The organism is Caballeronia zhejiangensis (assembly GCF_022879815.1).
GTDB classification, from domain to species: Bacteria; Pseudomonadota; Gammaproteobacteria; order Burkholderiales; family Burkholderiaceae; genus Caballeronia; species Caballeronia zhejiangensis.
Genome location: NZ_CP084284.1, coordinates 165,069 through 181,697 on the forward strand (window position 1 = coordinate 165,069; position 16,629 = coordinate 181,697).

A 16,629-nucleotide genomic window follows, 5' to 3' on the forward strand; every position below is an offset into this window, starting at 1 on the left:
GCTGATCGCGTCAAATGCATTCAAATGCGTCCGACGCCAACGAATACGACTAAGAGAAATCTCATGTCCCGCATCAAGAATACTTTTGCGGCGCTCGCCGCACAGGGCAAGAAAGGGCTGATTCCGTTCATCACCGCGGGCGACCCGAATCCGGAACAAACCGTCGAGTTCATGCACGCGCTGGCGAAGGCCGGCGCGGACGTCATCGAACTGGGCGTGCCGTTCTCCGATCCGATGGCCGACGGCCCCGTCATCCAGCGTTCGTCGGAGCGGGCGCTCGCGCGCGGCGTGACGCTCAAGCGCGTGCTCGCCGACGTCGCGCGTTTCCGCGAAACCGACGACAAAACGCCCGTCGTGCTGATGGGTTACGCGAATCCGATCGAGCGCATGGGCGCCGACGCGTTCGCGAAAGCTGCGAAGGAAGCGGGCGTCGACGGCGTACTGGTGGTCGATTACCCGCCCGAGGAAGCGGAGAGCTTCGGCGCGTCGATGCGCGCCGCCGGCATCGATCCGATCTTCCTGCTCGCGCCGACATCGACGGACGAGCGCGTCGCGGCGGTCGGCAAGATCGCGAGCGGCTATGTCTACTACGTATCGCTGAAAGGCGTGACCGGCGCGGCAAATCTGGACGTTTCCAGCATCGCGAGTAAAATCCCGGCCATCAAGTCGCGTGTGCCCCTGCCGGTCGGTGTCGGTTTCGGCATTCGCGACGCCCAGACCGCGCGCGCCGTCGCCGATGTCGCGGACGCCGTCGTCATCGGCAGCCGCCTCGTGCAGCTGCTCGAAGACGCGAAGCCGGACACCGCGGCCGCGTCGCTGACGAGCTTCATCGCCGAAATTCGTCAGGCGCTCGACGCCGCACAGTAAAATACGCGCCGCCGCGGGCCGCCCGATTCGGGCGTGCGCCGCGCGGCAACCGATCAGTCAAGGAAAAACGATGAGCTGGCTCGACAAACTGCTGCCGCCGAAGATCAAGCAAACCGATCCCAAAAGCCGCAAGGGCATTCCCGAGGGCCTTTGGGTGAAGTGTCCGTCGTGCGAAGCGGTGCTGTATCGCAACGACGTCGAGGCGAATCTGCACGTATGCCCGAAGTGCAGCCATCACATGCGAATCGGCGCGCGCGAGCGGCTCGACCGCCTGCTCGACCCGGAAGGCCGCTACGAAATCGGCCAGGAAGTCGTCCCGGTCGACGCGCTGAAGTTCAAGGACAGCCGCAAGTATCCGGATCGCATCAAGGAAGCGATGGAAGATACGGACGAGACCGACGCCATGGTCGTCATGGGCGGCGCGATCCACACGATTCCGTGTGTCGTCGCGTGCTTCGAATTCTCGTTCATGGGCGGATCGATGGGCTCGGTGGTCGGCGAGCGCTTCGTGCGCGGCGCGCGCAACGCGCTGGAGCAGAACGTGCCGTTCATCTGCTTCACGGCCTCGGGCGGCGCGCGCATGCAGGAAAGCCTGCTTTCGCTCATGCAGATGGCCAAAACCACTGCGCTTCTGACCAAACTCGCGGACGCGAAGCTGCCGTTCATTTCCGTGCTGACCGACCCGACGATGGGCGGTGTGTCCGCATCGTTCGCGTTCCTGGGCGATGTCGTGATTGCCGAGCCGAAGGCGCTGATCGGCTTTGCCGGCCCGCGCGTGATCGAGCAGACCGTGCGCGAGAAGCTCCCGGAAGGTTTCCAGCGCGCCGAGTTCCTGCTGACGAAGGGCGCGGTCGACATGATCGTGGATCGCCGCAAGATGCGCGAAGAAATCGCCCAATTGATGGCGCTGATGACGCGGCAACCCGCCGATTCCGTCGCCTGACCCGAATGTACGTAGCGCCGCGCCGCGCGTGAACCCCGCGAGGTTCCGCGCGGCGCTTTTGTTTTTGCGATCTCGAAAATGAACACATTCCCGACTCTCGACGCCTGGCTCGCCCATCTGGAAGCGGCGCATCCGGTCGGCATCGACATGGGCCTCGCGCGCATCGGCAAGGTGAAGGATGCGCTCGGCCTGCGTTTCGACTGCCCGGTCATCACCGTCGGCGGCACGAACGGCAAGGGCTCGACCTGCGCGATCATCGAAACGATCTTGCTGCGCGCGGGGTATCGCGTCGGTTGCCATACGTCGCCGCATCTGCTGACGTTCAACGAGCGCGCCCGCATCGACGGCGCGGAGGCGAGCGACGCCGATCTGCTCGAACATTTCGCGGCCGTGGAAAAGGCGCGCGCCAGCCTGCCCGAGCCGGTTTCGCTGACGTACTTCGAGTTCACAACGCTTGCGATCCTGCATCTCTTCGCGTCGCGCAAGCTCGACGCGGTGATTCTCGAGGTCGGGCTCGGCGGGCGTCTCGACGCGGTGAATATCGTCGATACGGATTGTGCTGTGATCACGAGCATCGACATCGACCATACGGACTATCTCGGCGACACGCGCGAAAAAATTGGCTTCGAGAAAGCGGGCATATTTCGGACGGGCAAGCCGGCAGTGTGCGGAGATCCGTCGCCGCCGCAGACTCTCATCGAACATGCCGAGGCGATCGGCGCGGATCTGTGGCTCGTCGGACGCGATTTCCGCTACGAAGCCCAGCCCGGCAACGAGCGCCAGCAATGGAGTTATATCGGGCGCGAGCAGCGGCGCTCGGCGCTGGCCTATCCGGCGCTGCGCGGCGCGAATCAGCTCATCAACACGTCGGCGGCGCTGGCCGCGCTCGAAGCGCTGCGCGGCCGTCTGCCGGTTTCGGCGCAGGACATTCGCCTTGGCCTGGCGAACGTCGAGTTGCCGGGGCGCTTCCAGGTGCTGCCGGGCAAGCCGCAAATCATTCTCGACGTTGCGCACAATCCTCACGCAGCCGCCGTGTTGTCGCAAAATCTCGGCAACATGGGCTATTTTCCGTACACTTACGCGGTGTTCGGCGCGATGGGCGACAAGGACATCGAAGGCGTCGTGAAGCAACTCAAGGGCGAGATCGATCACTGGAACGTGACCGCGCTGCCCACGCCGCGCGCCGCGTCGGCGGAGCAACTGGAACACGCATTGCGCGACGCTGGTGTCAACGACAGCGCCGACAGCAGCGTTTCTCGCTTTGAAACACCTGCGGCGGCTTTTCAAGATGCGTTAAGCCGGGCGTCTGAAAATGATAGAATTTTGGTTTTCGGCAGTTTCTACACGGTAGCCGGCGTCATGGCCTACCGTCGAATGCAGCATAACTAGCAGCATCATTGAGACGGTCGGCCGTCAGCACCAAGCGATACATGGGACTCTTTTCGTTCGGCAAGAAAGACGACTCCGGTCGCGACGCATATTCCGATTCATCGCGCGGCTCGCGTCACACCGTCCGCACGGAACGCCGCACGCGCAGATCCGAGCGCACCGACGCCGACGCGATGATGCTCGATCCCACCCTGCCCGAGAAGCAGCGCGCGCGCCGCAGGCTCGTCGGGGCGATCGCGCTGGTGCTCGCCGCCGTCATCGTCCTGCCGATGGTGCTCGATTCGCGTCCGAAGCCCGTCACCGACGACATTTCCATTGATATTCCCAACCGCCCGGCGCCCGCCGCGAAGCAGTCGCGCGACGCCAACGACGCCGACACGCAAGCCGGTGTCGCGCACGACGCGCCGTCGGGTGCGTCGGGCAGTGCTTCCGCCGGCGTGACGCAGCCGCAAGCCGCGGCACCTGCCGCGACGGCAAAGCCCGAGCCGAAGCCGGAAGCGAAGCCTGACGCGAAAGCCGAAGCCAAGCCGGAAGCGAAGCCGTCGAAGCCCGCAGCCGTGGCGAGCCAGAACGCGAAGCCGCAAGCGGCCGAGCCTTCCGAACAAGCCAACGCAAACACCGCGGCGAACGCCGCAGCAGGCGCGGCCAACACGCCGTCGTCGCCGGCGGGCAGCCGCTTCGTGCTGCAGATCGGCCAGTTCGACGACGAAACCGCCGCGCAGAATTGGGTCAACAAGTTGAAGTCCGCGGGTGTGCCCGCATATCTCGAACATCGCAAGCAGTCGGACGGCGCGACCAAGTCGCTGTTGCGCGCGGGGCCGTTCCCGGATCGCGCGTCGGCGCAGGCCGCGCTCGTGAAGGTGCGGCAGGCCGGCCTGGGCGGCGGCACCCGGGCATCGAACTAAGCCGGCTCGATGTTCACCGCTTTCGACTACGCCGTGATGGCCGTGATCGGCCTGTCCGCGCTGCGCGGCATGTGGCGCGGCCTGTTGGCCGAAGCGTTCGGTCTGGTCGGCTGGGTCGCCGCCATTCTGATCGCGGGACGGTTCGTCGGGCTTGTCGTGCCGTATATCCCGTCGACGTGGCCCGGCGGCGCGCTTACGCAGTGGCTCGTGGCGTTCGTGCTGGTGGTCGGGGCGGTGCTGCTCGTATCGAGCGTGCTGTCGGCGCTATTGACGCGCATCACGGAAGTCACCGGCCTGCGCGGCGTGGACCGCTCGTTGGGCTTGCTGTTCGGCCTCGTCAGAGGGGCTATATTGGTAGTTATTCTGGTCGCCCTGGCTGGCCTGACCGAACTGCCTCAGAAAGATTTTTGGCGCAATGCGCTGCTGCGGCCGATGGCCGAGCAAGGCGTGCGCGAATTGAAACCGCTGCTCCCCGATACGCTCGCCGCGTATGTGCACGTCGCTCCCGAACCGGGCGGCCTGGCGCCCAACGCCGCACAATAGACGAACGGCCGGCTACACGAGGAACGCGCGACGGCTCGAAGACGCTTCGCCCCGGCCACGTCACGGCCAGTTTTTGAGAGAAGCGTCGAAGAGATCCGGGCAACGCCTTGTCTACCCGTTTCGACTCTTTGAAGGACCATGCCATGTGCGGCATCGTAGGTGTAGTTTCCCAAAGTCCCGTCAATCAGCTGATCTATGACAGCTTGCTCCTGCTCCAGCATCGCGGACAGGACGCGGCGGGCATCGCCACGGCGAACGGCAATAACTTCCACATGCACAAAGCCAACGGCATGGTGCGCGACGTGTTCCGCACGCGCAACATGCGCAGTCTGCCGGGCAACGTCGGCATCGGCCAGGTGCGGTATCCGACCGCCGGGTCCGCATCGAGCGAGGAAGAAGCGCAACCGTTCTACGTGAATGCGCCGTTCGGCATCATCCTCGCGCATAACGGCAATCTGACGAACTGGATGCAGCTGAAGGACGAGATGTTCCGCATCGACCGCCGGCACATCAACACCGCATCCGACACCGAAGTGCTGCTCAACGTCTTCGCGCACGAACTGCAGCTCGCGAGCTCGGGTCTGCAACTCGATGCGACCGCGCTGTGGAAAGCCGTCGCGGGCGTGCATCGCCGTGTGAAGGGCTCGTACGCGATCGTCTCGCTGATCGCAGGCTACGGTCTCGTCGCGTTCCGCGATCCGTTCGGCATTCGTCCGCTTGTGCTCGGCAAGCTCGAAACGTCGACGGGCGTCGAGTGGATGGTCGCGTCGGAATCGGTGGCGATCGAAGGCATCGGCTTCGAATTCGTGCGCGATGTCGAACCGGGCGAAGCGATTTTCATCGACGCGGAAGGCAATCTGCACAGCCACCAATGCGCCGAGAAGCCCGAGCTCAATCCGTGCATTTTCGAGCTCGTGTATCTCGCGCGTCCGGATTCGTGCCTCGACGGCGTGCCGGTCTACAACGCGCGTCTGCGCATGGGCGATTACCTCGCCGAGAAAATCAAGCGCGTGCTGCCGGATGTGCCGATCGACGTCGTCATGCCGATTCCCGACTCGTCGCGCCCCGCCGCGATGCAGGTCGCCGCGAAGCTCGGCGTGGAGTATCGCGAAGGCTTCTTCAAGAACCGCTACGTGGGCCGCACCTTCATCATGCCGGGTCAGGCGGTGCGCAAGAAATCGGTGCGTCAGAAGCTCAACGCGATGGGCATCGAGTTCAAGGGCAAGAACGTGCTGATCGTCGACGATTCCATCGTGCGCGGCACGACCTCGCATGAAATCGTGCAGATGGCCCGCGATGCCGGCGCGAACAAAGTGATCTTCGCGTCCGCCGCGCCGCCGGTGAAGTTCCCGAACGTGTACGGCATCGACATGCCGACGCGCGGCGAACTCGTTGCGCACGGCCGCAGCGATGAGGAAGTCGCACGCATGATCGGCGCGGATTATCTCGTCTATCAGGACGTGGAAGACCTGAAGAACGCGATCCGCGACATCAATCCGGCGTTGAAGGAATTCGAAGCGTCGTGCTTCGACGGCAACTACATCACTGGCGACGTGACGACCGATTATCTCGATCGCATCGAGTCCGCACGTCTTGCGCCGCAATCGCAGTCGGATCGCGATGCTGCGAGCGACGCGCAAGAGGGCGGCATGGCGCGCTCACAGTTGCATTTGCAACTATCGGTCGAGTAAGTTTTCGGCGCTTCGAACGAGCCCGCTTCGTCTGCAAGGACCAAGCGGGCTTTTTTGCGTCTCGAGCCTTCGAGCTTCTGCTTTTCGAGCGCGGCGGAAGCGGCCAAGCGCTTGCGTGGGTGCTGTTGAATGGCATGGAGACGCTCGTGTTGCGCGTCGAGAAGCAATCGGCGAATGCGCTCGAAATCGCGCGCTGTCACGCATCCGTCATACGCGCCGGTCTGTCGCGTGAATCGGATGAACCGCCGTTGCGCCATTGCCCCGGCGAGATGCCGAAGCGTTTCGAGAACGCATGCGTGAACGCGCTTTGATCGGCGAAACCGACATCGAGCGCGATATCGGTGAGCGACGCGCGCGAGTCGGCGAGCAACGTCAACGCGGTGTCGAGCCGCAGCCGATGCAGATAGCGATGCGGCGTCTCGCCGAACGCTTCGTTGAAGAGCTGATGAAAGCGCCGCATGCCGAAGCCGCAATGCGCGGCGAGATCGGCGATACGCAGCGGCGCCGATAGTTGCGAGCGCAACCATTGGTCGATGCGCGCGAAATCGAGGCCGCGCATCGCGTCGATGGAATCGTCGGTGTCGTGCATCAGCGCGCCGCACAGATGCGCAGCCGCTTGCCATGCGAAGCGGTCCGCGAGATGCGCATCCGCGAGATGCGCGCGACGGGCGACATCGGCGACGGCTTGCGTGATGCGCGGATCGATGACGATCGCGCGCGCCCGTTCGAAGTAGCGCTCGGGCACCGCGACGGACGTGGCGGGCAGATCGAGCACGAGCTGGCGATTGTCGCCCTCGGCCCAGTAATCGTGGCGCGCGCCCGCCGGGATGATCCACGCACCCCTGCAATCGATGCGTGCGCCGTTGCCGTCGACGGCCATCTCCATCGACCCGTCGAGGCCGAGCACGATCTGATGAAAGTCGTGCACGTCCGACGCCTGCGCCGCCTCATAGCGGCGCAACGACACGGCAGGACGATGAAGCGGCGCGCTCATGCGGAAAACGCTCAGACGTCGAGCAGTTCCACTTCGAACACGAGCGTGGCGTTGGGCGGAATCACGCCGCCCGCGCCGCGCGCGCCGTAGCCGAGTTGCGGCGGAATCGTGAGACGGCGCACGCCGCCCACTTTCATGCCCTGCACGCCTTCGTCCCAGCCCTTGATGACCATGCCGCCGCCCAGCACGAAGGCGAAGGGGTCGTTGCGGTCCTTGCTCGAATCGAACTTCTGGCCGTCCGTGAGCCAGCCCGTGTAATGCACGCTGACGGTCTTGCCGGCGACGGCTTCAGTGCCTTCGCCAACGGTGACGTCTTCGTATTTGAGACCGGAATCGGTCGTGACAGTCGACATGGTTGCTCCCTGGTTGCCCGGTCATCGGCGATGGATGAACCGGTGGTCGAAACCGACATTGTAGAACGTCGCAGGGAAGCGGGCGGCGCCCGGAAGCGCCGCGTCGATTACAGATGACGGCTGTGCGGCCCGAAGCGCGAACCGATGCGTGTGCCGATTTCCGGCCTTACGTGCCGGCCGATCGCGGTGCCGATCGACGCGCCGTCTTGCGAATCATGCATCGCGGCGGCGGCGGCCTGATCGCCGATCTGCTGCCTCGCGATCTTCAGCGCGCGCACGCGGACATAGGCCATCGCGACGAGCGTCCACGGCGCGAGATAGGCGAACTCGGGCACGGACACCATCATCATCGTCCAGGTCGCGGCGCAGCACTGGCGCAGCGCCATGCCGCGCGGATCCCAGTCGAGCTTGAACGCGGGGTACAGCATCAACGCGCTGATGAAGACCGTGCCGATGATGCCGGTATTGACGAGCAGCGTCGAGAAGAGATCGGTCGAGCGCACATAGCCGAAGCCGATGCCGAAGAGCTTATTGAGCGGCGCGAGATCGAGCCACAGTTGCATCGAGTGAAGGAACAGCAGACTGCGGTCGGAACCCGACTCGGTCTTCGCTTCGAGCTTGTCGGTCACCATCTGCTTGAAGAGCTCGGCGATGTAATCCTGCAGCAGATACCCGATCACGCACAGCACGAAAAGTCCGATCAGCGCCTTCACCGGGTTGATGCCGAGCTTGCGCACGCGGATCAGCGAATACACCGCATAGCCGATCAGCACCGTCGAAGAAGTGGTCATCAGAAGCGACAGTCCGATCACCCACACCGGCCAGCGAACGCGCGACGTCGCGTTGAAGTAGACCCAGAACGGGAAGATGGACATGGCGTACATCGACGGCTCGCCTGTCAGCGCTTTCAAGCGCTGGATCGGAAAGCCTTTGATGTCGATCTGCTGGAAAGAACTGCCGTTCACCGTGCCGTCCGAACGCACGATGCCCTTGCCGAACTGATCGCCGAATGCGCGGTTCGAGATGAAGTCGCCCGGCTGTCCCGTCGCGATGAAGTACGCCACTTCGTAAATGCCGTAAATCGCGAGCAGCGTGACGGCCGCGAGAATCCACTGGTCCCAGGTCGGCTTGTAGTAGTGGTACACATACGCCGCATAGAGCACGACCGCCGCCACGTAAAGCGACTGCGTGAACATGCTCTTGCGCATGATGAACGTGAGGGGATCGGTGTCGTCGACGAGCGAGATCTTGCTGAAGTCGGGATCGAAGGGCGCCATGACGTCCGCGAGCTGGGAGGTGCAGACCATCAGCAGCCAGACCGCGATCGCCGCGATCACGAAGTGCATCCAGTTCTTGCGCGCGCGCCCGCCGAACAGCAGCACGAGCGGCACGGACAGGAAGCACATCAGATAGCCGATCGTCGTGCCCTGAATCGATGGCATGACGAGAAACGACGTCACCGGCATCGCGAAGGCCCAGATTCGGTAGTAGAGGTCGGTCAGCGACGCTTTATCTTTCATCATCGAAGGGTAGGATGCGCCCGCTTCATGACGGGCTGTCGTTCGTTATCGGGAGCAAAACGCCTGCCGGATGGATCGTCGGCACGCTCACACTCTGGGCCGGAACGTCGCCAGGAGCGCGAGCAGGATCACGAGCGCGGAACGCAGCGACACGAGCGGCGCGCGCCGGATGACGACCGGTTCTTGCACGGGCGGCGGCAACTGCCGCTCGGGTCGCGCCTTTCGCACGCGATGAAAATCGCAATGCGGACACACGCTCAACGTCGCGCCCACTTGCCTGCGGCAACGCGGGCAGTGCACGAGCCGATGCCCGAATGAAAAATGTCCGCTCATATGCGTCTCTCTCATCGACCCGGTTGACGACGTGCTTACATCGGAAGTCCGTGCAGATTCCACCGTTACAACGTGAAGCGCCGCGTGACAGGCACGCGGCGCGATGCTTCATCCGCTGCGCTCGATTATGCGCCGCGGTTAGGTCATCGACTTGAACGTGCTCGTATATGCCGCCGCGTAACCATAACTGCGGCGATTGCTCGGGCGTCGCGGAATCGCGTTGAAGACCGAGCCGACGAGCCTGCCGCCCGAACGCTGCACCTTCTTCACGGTTTCCTCGATCTCTTCCTCGCTCTGGATGCCGGAGCGCAGCACGAGCACGGTCGAACCCGCATCGCTCGCCACGATCGCCGCGTCGGTGACGACGAGGAACGGCGGCGTATCGACGATCACGAGGTCGAACTGATCGCTCATGCGCGCGAGCATGTTGCGGAAGCCCGGCATCATCAAAAGTTCGGAAGGATTCTCCGGATAGCCGCCGCACGACATGAACGACAGTCCCGGCACGCCGACATAACGGATCGCATCGCCGAGCGCGAGTTCGCCCTTCAGCACTTCCGAGAGACCGCCCGGATTCGACTGCTTGAAGAACGATGCGATGTGGCCGCGCCGCATGTCGCCGTCGATCAGCAGCACGCGCAGGCCGATTTCCGCGAGCAGCACCGAAAGATTCGCTGCGACGAAGCTCTTGCCCGCGGACGGAATCGGGCCCGTCAGCATCACGATATTGTTCGGCGCATTGGCGAGATCGCGATACAGCTCGGTACGCACCGCACGCAGCGCCTCGACGGCCGGATCGTGCGGGAAGCGCGTCGCCAGCACGCGGGCGTCGCGGTCCGTGTCGGCGACGTGCGGCATCGCGAACGCGTCGTGCTCTGGCAGATGAATATGCGGCAACGCCTTCGGCGCGCCGCCGTCCTGCGCGCCGGAGTAGGTGAGCGGCGCGTGCTCCACGGGCGATACGGCAATCTCGTGATCGAGCATCGCCTGCTGACGGCTATACAGCACTTCGCCCAGTACCGGCACCGAAAGACGGCGCTCGACGAACATCGGATCGGTCACACCGATCATCGCGTGGCGGCGCAGGAAGATGAAGAACGTGCCGATGAAAAAGCCGAGACCCGTGCCCGCGGCGATCACGAGCGCCTTGTTCGGTTTCACCGGACGATACGGACGCAGCGCGTTATCGACGATATGCGCGCCGCCGCTCGTGCTTGCGCGGCGCACGGACAGCTCTTGCGCCTTGTTCACCATCCCCATGTAGATGGTTTCGGCCACGCGCGCATCGCGCGTGAGCGTCGCGTTCTGGCGCTCGGACGAGGGCATGCTGTCGAAGCGCTGCTGAATCTGCTTGTTCGATGCTTCGAGCTCCGCGATCTGCTGATCGAGATTGACGACTTGCGGGCTGGTGGGCTGGAAACGCTGCAAGAGTTGCGTGCGTTGCAGCTTGAGCGTCGCGAGTTGCTGCATCGACGTGATGCTGCCTTGCAGATAGGCCTGCGCTTCGTTGAGCGGCGTCACCGATTGCGACTTCGAACGGAACGCGCTCAAGTTGCTTTCCGCGCGACGCAGATCGCTTTCGAGGCGCGGCAATTCTCCGCGAATGAATTCGAGCGTCTTCGTGTCGTTGGCCTGACGCGCGTGCACGGCTGCCGTCAGATACGCCTGGCCGAGCGCGTTCGCGACATCGGCGGTCAGCGCGGGATCGTCGGCGTTGAACGTGATCTGCACGACGCCCGTGTCTTTCGCGGACTCGGCGACCTTCATCGTCTTCTTCATCATCGCGATCGCGTCGAGCGTGTTGAGGCGCGTCACGTCGAAGTGCACGCCCGGATGACCGAGCGCGCTATTGACGAGAATGGACACGCCGTTCGCCGATGCCGGACGACCGATCGTGCCACGCACGAGCACCGCGCCGTCGGGGTCGCGGAGTTCGTACTGGTTGTTGTCGAGCAGAACGAAGTCGAGCTTCTGGTCTTCGAGCGAAGGCGGCACATCGAGGCGGCCGATCTGCAGCGACTCGCCGCCCCATCCGTACGAGTCCATGCCGAACCATGCCGGCGAGAGATGTCCCTTCTTCGCGAACAACGAAGCGATCTGACCGAGCACCGGGAACGTGTCCGGCTTGACCTTGATGTCGAAGTGGAACTGCTTCACGACCGGTTCGAGCACGGAGCGGCTCTGCATCACGGAGATTTCCGCGGGTGCGAGCTGCGTGGCCGTGGGTTGAGCCTGCTGCATCTGCGCCTGGTTTTGCGGCGCGATGCCGAGCGCGTTCGGATCAGGTGGATCGACCCGCACCACGACATCCGACGAATAGATGGGCGTGGCAAGAAACGCATAGGCGGTCGCGAGCGCGGCCGTGATCCCGATGAACAGGAACAGCATGCCAAGGTGATCGCGCAGGAGCCTGAGCATGTCGCCCGCGGTGAATTCGCCGTCGTCCTTGCCAGGGCGCGAGGATCCGGAGTTGACATAGAGGGTGTTCAATGGCGCGTCCTCAGTTCGATAAGTCGATAAGTTGAGCGTTGTTTCCCGGGCCGAGAAAAAACAGAAAGCCCGCGCGACATGTCCGCGGTACGTCTTACGTGTTATTTGATCCGGCGCAGGGCCGTCGGAACTTCCAGACAGACTAAAGACGCGAAAGGCTCTTAAAAGCGGGCGAAGCGCGCGATGCTTCGAGTTCGCGTGACGAAGCGCGTCGGCTCGTCGGAGTGCGATATTCCTTGGAAGCACACTCCGTGCCTCGGAACCGCGTCTCGGGATTCGGCGGATGAAACTCGCGAAGCCCTACGAATCGCTTGCTGTAAAACGATACGTTGAGTCCGGAAAAAACGGTGCTGAATCTATCTTCCGGACACAAACTGCATGCGTCTGTTATGTAGCGAACGTTGCGGGCGTCATAAGGGTGGGGTCCCCCGTTGCGCAAGCCCATTTTCACGCGATAATCGCAAGTTCCGCCCATACTTCATTCGTAACACGAATAGATTGCGGTTTCATGGCATCGGATTGGCCTTGATGAAGTCGCGCACCGTATTGAAGCGCGATTTGCGCGTTTTACCGTCATCGTGGATCACGCCGTAGTTGCCATCGCCGCCAAAGCGCTGATCGTCGTATAGCTCGTACAACGTCACGTTCTGGATGTTGTAGGTCTTCGCGAGCGACACGAATCCCTTCAATGCGTCCTTGCCGATGAGATAGCCCCCCGGGTCCGCGTGCGTGGGCCGCACGCCGTACTCGGTGATCCAGATCGGCTTGCCGTAACTGTCGCGCAGGCGTTCGAGCACGTTGACCTTCTTGTCGCCCGCCGCCGTGATCGAACCCATGTTCGAATACCAATGCCATGCAGTGATATCCCACTGCGGAATCGGATGGCCGCGCGAGCCGTCGGGCTGCGTGCCCGCATACAGCATGTCCGTGAAGCCGTAATGCAGCCAGCTGAACGATGTCAGCAGGATCTTCGCGTCGGGATTCGTCTCACGTATGCCTTTGATCAGACCGAGGATCGAGCCGCGCGCCTTCATGAACATCGCGTTGTCGTAGTCCTGCGGATGCTCGCCGCTGCGATCCGAGCCGAGTATCGACCAGTTGTCGTATTCGTTGCCGACCTGGTAGTACGTTACGAGTCCCTTCAGCACGCTTCCCGCCGTCTTGCCGAGCGCATAGCCGCGCTCGAAAGTTTCCTGCTCGTTCGCGCGCTTTTCCGGCTCGAAGGGCGTGACGAGCGCGAGTACGCCGATGCATTGCTTCGCCGCCGCGCGCGCGAAATCCGCCACCATATGCGCGCTTCGTTCACTCGATACATCCTGCGCATACATCGTGACGCCGAGATCGCGGAGCTGTGAAATCTGCAAGTCGTAATCGCTCGTGCCGTATGCGCCGTGATGTTCCAGATGTCCCGCGATGCCGTAGAACACACCCGTCGATCCGTTTCCGCACGCGATCCTGGGCGTCGCGCTGCTCGCGGCGTCCGCCTTGTGCGTTGCCGAGTGCTTGCTGGAATAGGCGTCGGACGTGCCGCTGCGCGCATAGATCAGAACGGATGCGCAGCACAGCGCACCGAAGAGCGAGACGGCAGCCACCAGAGTTCGCATCGACATTCGGCCCTCATGTAAGCGCGCGCCGTGCTTCGGCGGGCGCGTGGGAATGATGTGACGTCGTTGCCATCATGGCTTGTCGATGAACTGCATCAGCAAGCGGGCGCTTTCCGTCCACCGGAAGCGCTCGGCATGCGCGAGGCCGCGACGTCTAAGGTCTTCGCTCAGTTCAGGCGAATCCAGCAGCTCGCGCAACTTGTTCGAAATGTCTTCGACCGAGTACGGGTCGCAATAGATCGATGCATCGCCGCACGTTTCCGGCAATGCGGCCGCGCGTCCGACGAGTGTCGGGCAACCGTTGCGCATGGCTTCGAGCGGCGGAATGCCAAAGCCTTCGTAGATTGAAGGATAGAGGAAGCACGCCGCATTCTGGTAGAGCGCCCGCAGTTTTTCGTCGCTGACATAGCCCGCCTGCTTGATGTTCGGCGCGCTCGACAGATCGTGCGCCTTGCCGAAGATCGCGGCGTTCTTCATGCCGACGATCACGAGATCGATCGACGGATCGCTCAGACGCATGAACGCCTCGACGAGGCGCTTGAAGTTCTTCGTCGGATTCATGCTGCTCACGGCGAGCACGTAACGCCGCTTCGTGAGCTCGAGCTCGTCGATCACCGAAAGATCGGGCGTGATCTGATCGAGGTGATCGGCCGCGAGCGGCACCACGCCGATACGCTCCGCCGGCACGCCGACATGATGCGCGAGCCGGTCGCGCGAGAACTTCGAATTCGTCAGCACGCAGCTCGACGTGCGCGCGAGAATCCAGAACATCACGTGATACCAGGTGCGAAACTTCCACGAAAAATGCGCGGGCGTATCGAACACCGCGGCATCGTGCATGTAGATGATCTGGTTCGGGCGGAAGATGGAACCCGAGTTCGAAAGATTCACGATACGCGAGCGCCCCGCGAAGAGCGGCAGGACGATCTGCTCCCAGAAGACGCCCTTGCCGAAGCCGAGCTTGACGGTCTGAACGCCTTGCACGGGATCGAGTCCGTCCTGCGGCGGCACCGCGAGCGTCACATGCGAGCCTTGCGGCAACTTTCCTAGCGCGGCGACGAGTTCGCGCGCGACGCGTTGCACACCGGTGGTCTTCTGGCTCGTGAAGCGGCCGTTATAGACGAGCTTGTTCGTGGCGATTGTCGTATCCATGTGCAGGGCGTCAGAACTGTGAATCGGAGCTGGTTTCATACGATGCAACCTCGTTCGCGCCGAGCGGTTCGCGCGTGGGCTTGTCGGAGCCGAACTCGTACATCGAAAGCCATTGACGGAAGATCGCGTCCATCGAGAAGCGCTTGCTTGCGGATGCTCTCGCTGCGGCCCCCATGCGTGCGCGCAACGACGGGTCATCGCGCAACATCGCGATGTACTTCGCCATATCCTCCATGTTCGATGCAACGAAGCCGGTCACGCCGTGCTGCACGACATCGCGATTGCCGACCACATCGGTGACGACGGCGGGAATGCCCGCGACCTGCGCCTCGATGAGTGCGATAGGCATGCCTTCCCACCGGGACGTCTGCACATAGATATCGAGCCCAGCCGTGAGTTCGAGCGCCCGATCGCGCGTGACCCAGCCGCTGCACGCGACGGCATCCTTGGGCGTGCCGGCGGGCAATTCGGTTTCGTTGCCGCCGATCCACAGGAAGCGCACCGAAGGGTTGGACAACTCGCTCGCGAGCTTCACGAACGCTTCATGGTTCTTTTGAAACATCGCACGGCCGCTCATGCCGATGACGATGCCGCCCGCGTTCGTGTCGACGCGCGGCGGAATCTCCGGAACGTTCACGCCGTTTTCGATCATGCGGGCACGTCGCGCATGCATCTTCGTTTCGATCTCGGAGAGCTCGCTTTTCGAACACGCGACGATGGTGCCGCCGAGCTTCGCGGCGATGCGCTCGAAGCTCAGATAAGCAAACTGCTTCGCGGGCGACACGTCGCGGCGCAGGAACGCGAGACCGTGCGGCGAATAGAACACGCGTGCGCGCGGCGCGGCGATGCGCGCGGCCGCGCGTCCGAGAACGCCCGCCTTCGACGAATGCAGATGGATCACCGATGGATCGCACTCCTTCAACTTGCGGACGAGGCTCCAGAGACTCGTCAGGTCATTCTTCACGCTCACTTCGCGGAACATGCTGACGTAGGTTAGCTTTACTGCCGGATGGAAGAGCTTGGCGAAATTATTGGGTGTTTCTTGCCGGATCGAATGAAGGATCGTTACGCCGACGCCAGCGGCCGCCGCGCGATTGGAAAGCTGCGTCAGCATGGACAGTACACCGCCGCCGAAGGCTTCGGTGATATGGACGATCTCTTTCATATTCAACTCTTCGAATGGCGTTGCGCCGAGCGCCCGCGGCGATACGCAATGAGAAGGAATGGTCTAGTCGTTATGGAAAATGACGTGACACGTTCACGCAGGGCGAACGCATCCGAAGCGGCGGTTTATGGCCACTTCGAGGAACGCGTCAAAAAGCCGGGATATGCGTGGCGAGTACTAATCGCACGATTTGAATACGCGTCCGAAAAGCACACACGAGATCCGGCATAGCATTACTCGTTCCTTGCGCACGGGGATGCCAAGAGCCCCGTCAAGCCTGATGACAAGCCTGGATTTACCTGCCGCAAGCTCCCGGACCAATCAGCTTTGGTCGGATGGGCGCCCCGATGTCGGTCTTTTTTGGAAACATCGTGAAGTCAGCGAAATCGTGCTGACAAATACGGAAAATAAAGCTTATTTGGCGGCCGCAGCATTCTGCTGAGCTATCGCCGTCTCGCAAATCTGCAGAAGGATCTGCAGATCCTTGAGCGGTACCGCGACCGACTGCATGCGCAGGCTCTCGGCCTGATCGGCCAGCCTTTGTACATGCTCGACCGACATTTCTTCTGTTTCCATTCTGCAGGCTCTCTTAATTAAATGCTGCTCATACCATTAAGATAACGACTCGACCTGCATAGGTCGGTTCGTTGACTCACATACTTAAATGCAACTTTGGAGTA

15 protein-coding genes are annotated in these 16,629 nt (G+C 62.7%); 6 read left to right on the forward strand and 9 right to left on the reverse strand.

Annotated elements, in window-relative coordinates:
- The first annotated feature begins 63 nt into the window (after window positions 1-63).
- The 6 genes from trpA (at window position 64) to purF (ending at window position 6,338) form a co-directional block, all read left to right on the forward strand.
- Complete coding sequence (gene trpA / locus LDZ23_RS15300) at window positions 64-867, forward strand: tryptophan synthase subunit alpha (RefSeq protein ID WP_008354040.1); 804 nt, start codon at window positions 64-66, stop codon at window positions 865-867.
- Window positions 868-937: 70 nt separating this feature from the next.
- Entirely contained in the window at window positions 938-1,810 is an 873-nt protein-coding gene (accD, locus tag LDZ23_RS15305; protein WP_008354039.1) for an acetyl-CoA carboxylase, carboxyltransferase subunit beta, read from the forward strand.
- Window positions 1,811-1,888: 78 nt separating this feature from the next.
- Window positions 1,889-3,199 (forward strand): bifunctional tetrahydrofolate synthase/dihydrofolate synthase, encoded by a 1,311-nt coding sequence (folC, locus tag LDZ23_RS15310; protein ID WP_008354038.1) that lies wholly within the window; start codon window positions 1,889-1,891, stop codon window positions 3,197-3,199.
- Between the two features lie 41 nt (window positions 3,200-3,240).
- Window positions 3,241-4,104: an SPOR domain-containing protein gene (locus LDZ23_RS15315; RefSeq protein WP_008354037.1), complete on the forward strand. Its 864-nt coding sequence runs from the start codon at window positions 3,241-3,243 to the stop codon at window positions 4,102-4,104.
- A 9-nt stretch (window positions 4,105-4,113) separates the two neighbouring features.
- A complete protein-coding gene (locus LDZ23_RS15320) occupies window positions 4,114-4,647 on the forward strand; it encodes a CvpA family protein (protein ID WP_008354036.1) in 534 nt (177 codons plus the stop codon).
- A gap of 143 nt (window positions 4,648-4,790) precedes the next feature.
- Window positions 4,791-6,338: an amidophosphoribosyltransferase gene (gene purF, locus LDZ23_RS15325; protein WP_008354035.1), complete on the forward strand. Its 1,548-nt coding sequence runs from the start codon at window positions 4,791-4,793 to the stop codon at window positions 6,336-6,338.
- 196 nt (window positions 6,339-6,534) lie between these two features.
- On the opposite strand, the gene LDZ23_RS15335 is transcribed toward purF, so the two are convergent.
- From LDZ23_RS15335 to LDZ23_RS15375, 9 genes are all read right to left on the reverse strand, one after another.
- Entirely contained in the window at window positions 6,535-7,332 is a 798-nt protein-coding gene (locus LDZ23_RS15335) for a helix-turn-helix transcriptional regulator (protein WP_008354032.1), read from the reverse strand.
- An 11-nt stretch (window positions 7,333-7,343) separates the two neighbouring features.
- A complete protein-coding gene (locus LDZ23_RS15340; protein ID WP_008354031.1) occupies window positions 7,344-7,685 on the reverse strand; it encodes an FKBP-type peptidyl-prolyl cis-trans isomerase in 342 nt (113 codons plus the stop codon).
- 107 nt (window positions 7,686-7,792) lie between these two features.
- Window positions 7,793-9,208 carry a hypothetical protein gene (locus LDZ23_RS15345; protein WP_008354030.1) on the reverse strand — a complete coding sequence of 472 codons (1,416 nt, stop codon included), beginning with the start codon at window positions 9,206-9,208 and terminating at the stop codon, window positions 7,793-7,795.
- 84 nt (window positions 9,209-9,292) lie between these two features.
- The gene (locus LDZ23_RS15350; RefSeq protein WP_144403777.1) at window positions 9,293-9,538 is read right to left on the reverse strand and encodes a hypothetical protein; all 246 of its coding nucleotides are present in this window, start codon (window positions 9,536-9,538) and stop codon (window positions 9,293-9,295) included.
- A gap of 138 nt (window positions 9,539-9,676) precedes the next feature.
- The gene (locus LDZ23_RS15355; RefSeq protein WP_008354028.1) at window positions 9,677-12,028 is read right to left on the reverse strand and encodes a polysaccharide biosynthesis tyrosine autokinase; all 2,352 of its coding nucleotides are present in this window, start codon (window positions 12,026-12,028) and stop codon (window positions 9,677-9,679) included.
- A gap of 506 nt (window positions 12,029-12,534) precedes the next feature.
- On the reverse strand, window positions 12,535-13,638 hold the full coding sequence (locus LDZ23_RS15360; protein WP_008354027.1) for a glycosyl hydrolase: 1,104 nt from the start codon (window positions 13,636-13,638) through the stop codon (window positions 12,535-12,537).
- A gap of 66 nt (window positions 13,639-13,704) precedes the next feature.
- On the reverse strand, window positions 13,705-14,784 hold the full coding sequence (locus tag LDZ23_RS15365; RefSeq protein ID WP_008354026.1) for a glycosyltransferase family 4 protein: 1,080 nt from the start codon (window positions 14,782-14,784) through the stop codon (window positions 13,705-13,707).
- A 10-nt stretch (window positions 14,785-14,794) separates the two neighbouring features.
- Window positions 14,795-15,949 carry a glycosyltransferase gene (locus tag LDZ23_RS15370; RefSeq protein ID WP_008354025.1) on the reverse strand — a complete coding sequence of 385 codons (1,155 nt, stop codon included), beginning with the start codon at window positions 15,947-15,949 and terminating at the stop codon, window positions 14,795-14,797.
- Window positions 15,950-16,363: 414 nt separating this feature from the next.
- Window positions 16,364-16,525 carry a hypothetical protein gene (locus LDZ23_RS15375; RefSeq protein WP_160297408.1) on the reverse strand — a complete coding sequence of 54 codons (162 nt, stop codon included), beginning with the start codon at window positions 16,523-16,525 and terminating at the stop codon, window positions 16,364-16,366.
- Window positions 16,526-16,629 lie beyond the last annotated feature (104 nt).

Excerpts from the sequence above, each read along its gene's own strand:
- LDZ23_RS15375 (WP_160297408.1), bottom strand. The coding sequence starts at position 16,525 with ATGGAAACAGAAGAAATGTCGGTCGAGCATGTACAAAGGCTGGCCGAT.
- LDZ23_RS15360 (WP_008354027.1), bottom strand. The coding sequence starts at position 13,638 with ATGTCGATGCGAACTCTGGTGGCTGCCGTCTCGCTCTTCGGTGCGCTG.
- purF (WP_008354035.1), top strand. The coding sequence starts at position 4,791 with ATGTGCGGCATCGTAGGTGTAGTTTCCCAAAGTCCCGTCAATCAGCTG.
- trpA (WP_008354040.1), top strand. The coding sequence starts at position 64 with ATGTCCCGCATCAAGAATACTTTTGCGGCGCTCGCCGCACAGGGCAAG.
- LDZ23_RS15315 (WP_008354037.1), top strand. The coding sequence starts at position 3,241 with ATGGGACTCTTTTCGTTCGGCAAGAAAGACGACTCCGGTCGCGACGCA.
- LDZ23_RS15365 (WP_008354026.1), bottom strand. The coding sequence starts at position 14,784 with ATGGATACGACAATCGCCACGAACAAGCTCGTCTATAACGGCCGCTTC.
- LDZ23_RS15320 (WP_008354036.1), top strand. The coding sequence starts at position 4,114 with ATGTTCACCGCTTTCGACTACGCCGTGATGGCCGTGATCGGCCTGTCC.
- LDZ23_RS15370 (WP_008354025.1), bottom strand. The coding sequence starts at position 15,949 with ATGAAAGAGATCGTCCATATCACCGAAGCCTTCGGCGGCGGTGTACTG.
- LDZ23_RS15340 (WP_008354031.1), bottom strand. The coding sequence starts at position 7,685 with ATGTCGACTGTCACGACCGATTCCGGTCTCAAATACGAAGACGTCACC.
- accD (WP_008354039.1), top strand. The coding sequence starts at position 938 with ATGAGCTGGCTCGACAAACTGCTGCCGCCGAAGATCAAGCAAACCGAT.
- folC (WP_008354038.1), top strand. The coding sequence starts at position 1,889 with ATGAACACATTCCCGACTCTCGACGCCTGGCTCGCCCATCTGGAAGCG.
- LDZ23_RS15335 (WP_008354032.1), bottom strand. The coding sequence starts at position 7,332 with ATGAGCGCGCCGCTTCATCGTCCTGCCGTGTCGTTGCGCCGCTATGAG.
- LDZ23_RS15345 (WP_008354030.1), bottom strand. The coding sequence starts at position 9,208 with ATGATGAAAGATAAAGCGTCGCTGACCGACCTCTACTACCGAATCTGG.
- LDZ23_RS15350 (WP_144403777.1), bottom strand. The coding sequence starts at position 9,538 with ATGAGCGGACATTTTTCATTCGGGCATCGGCTCGTGCACTGCCCGCGT.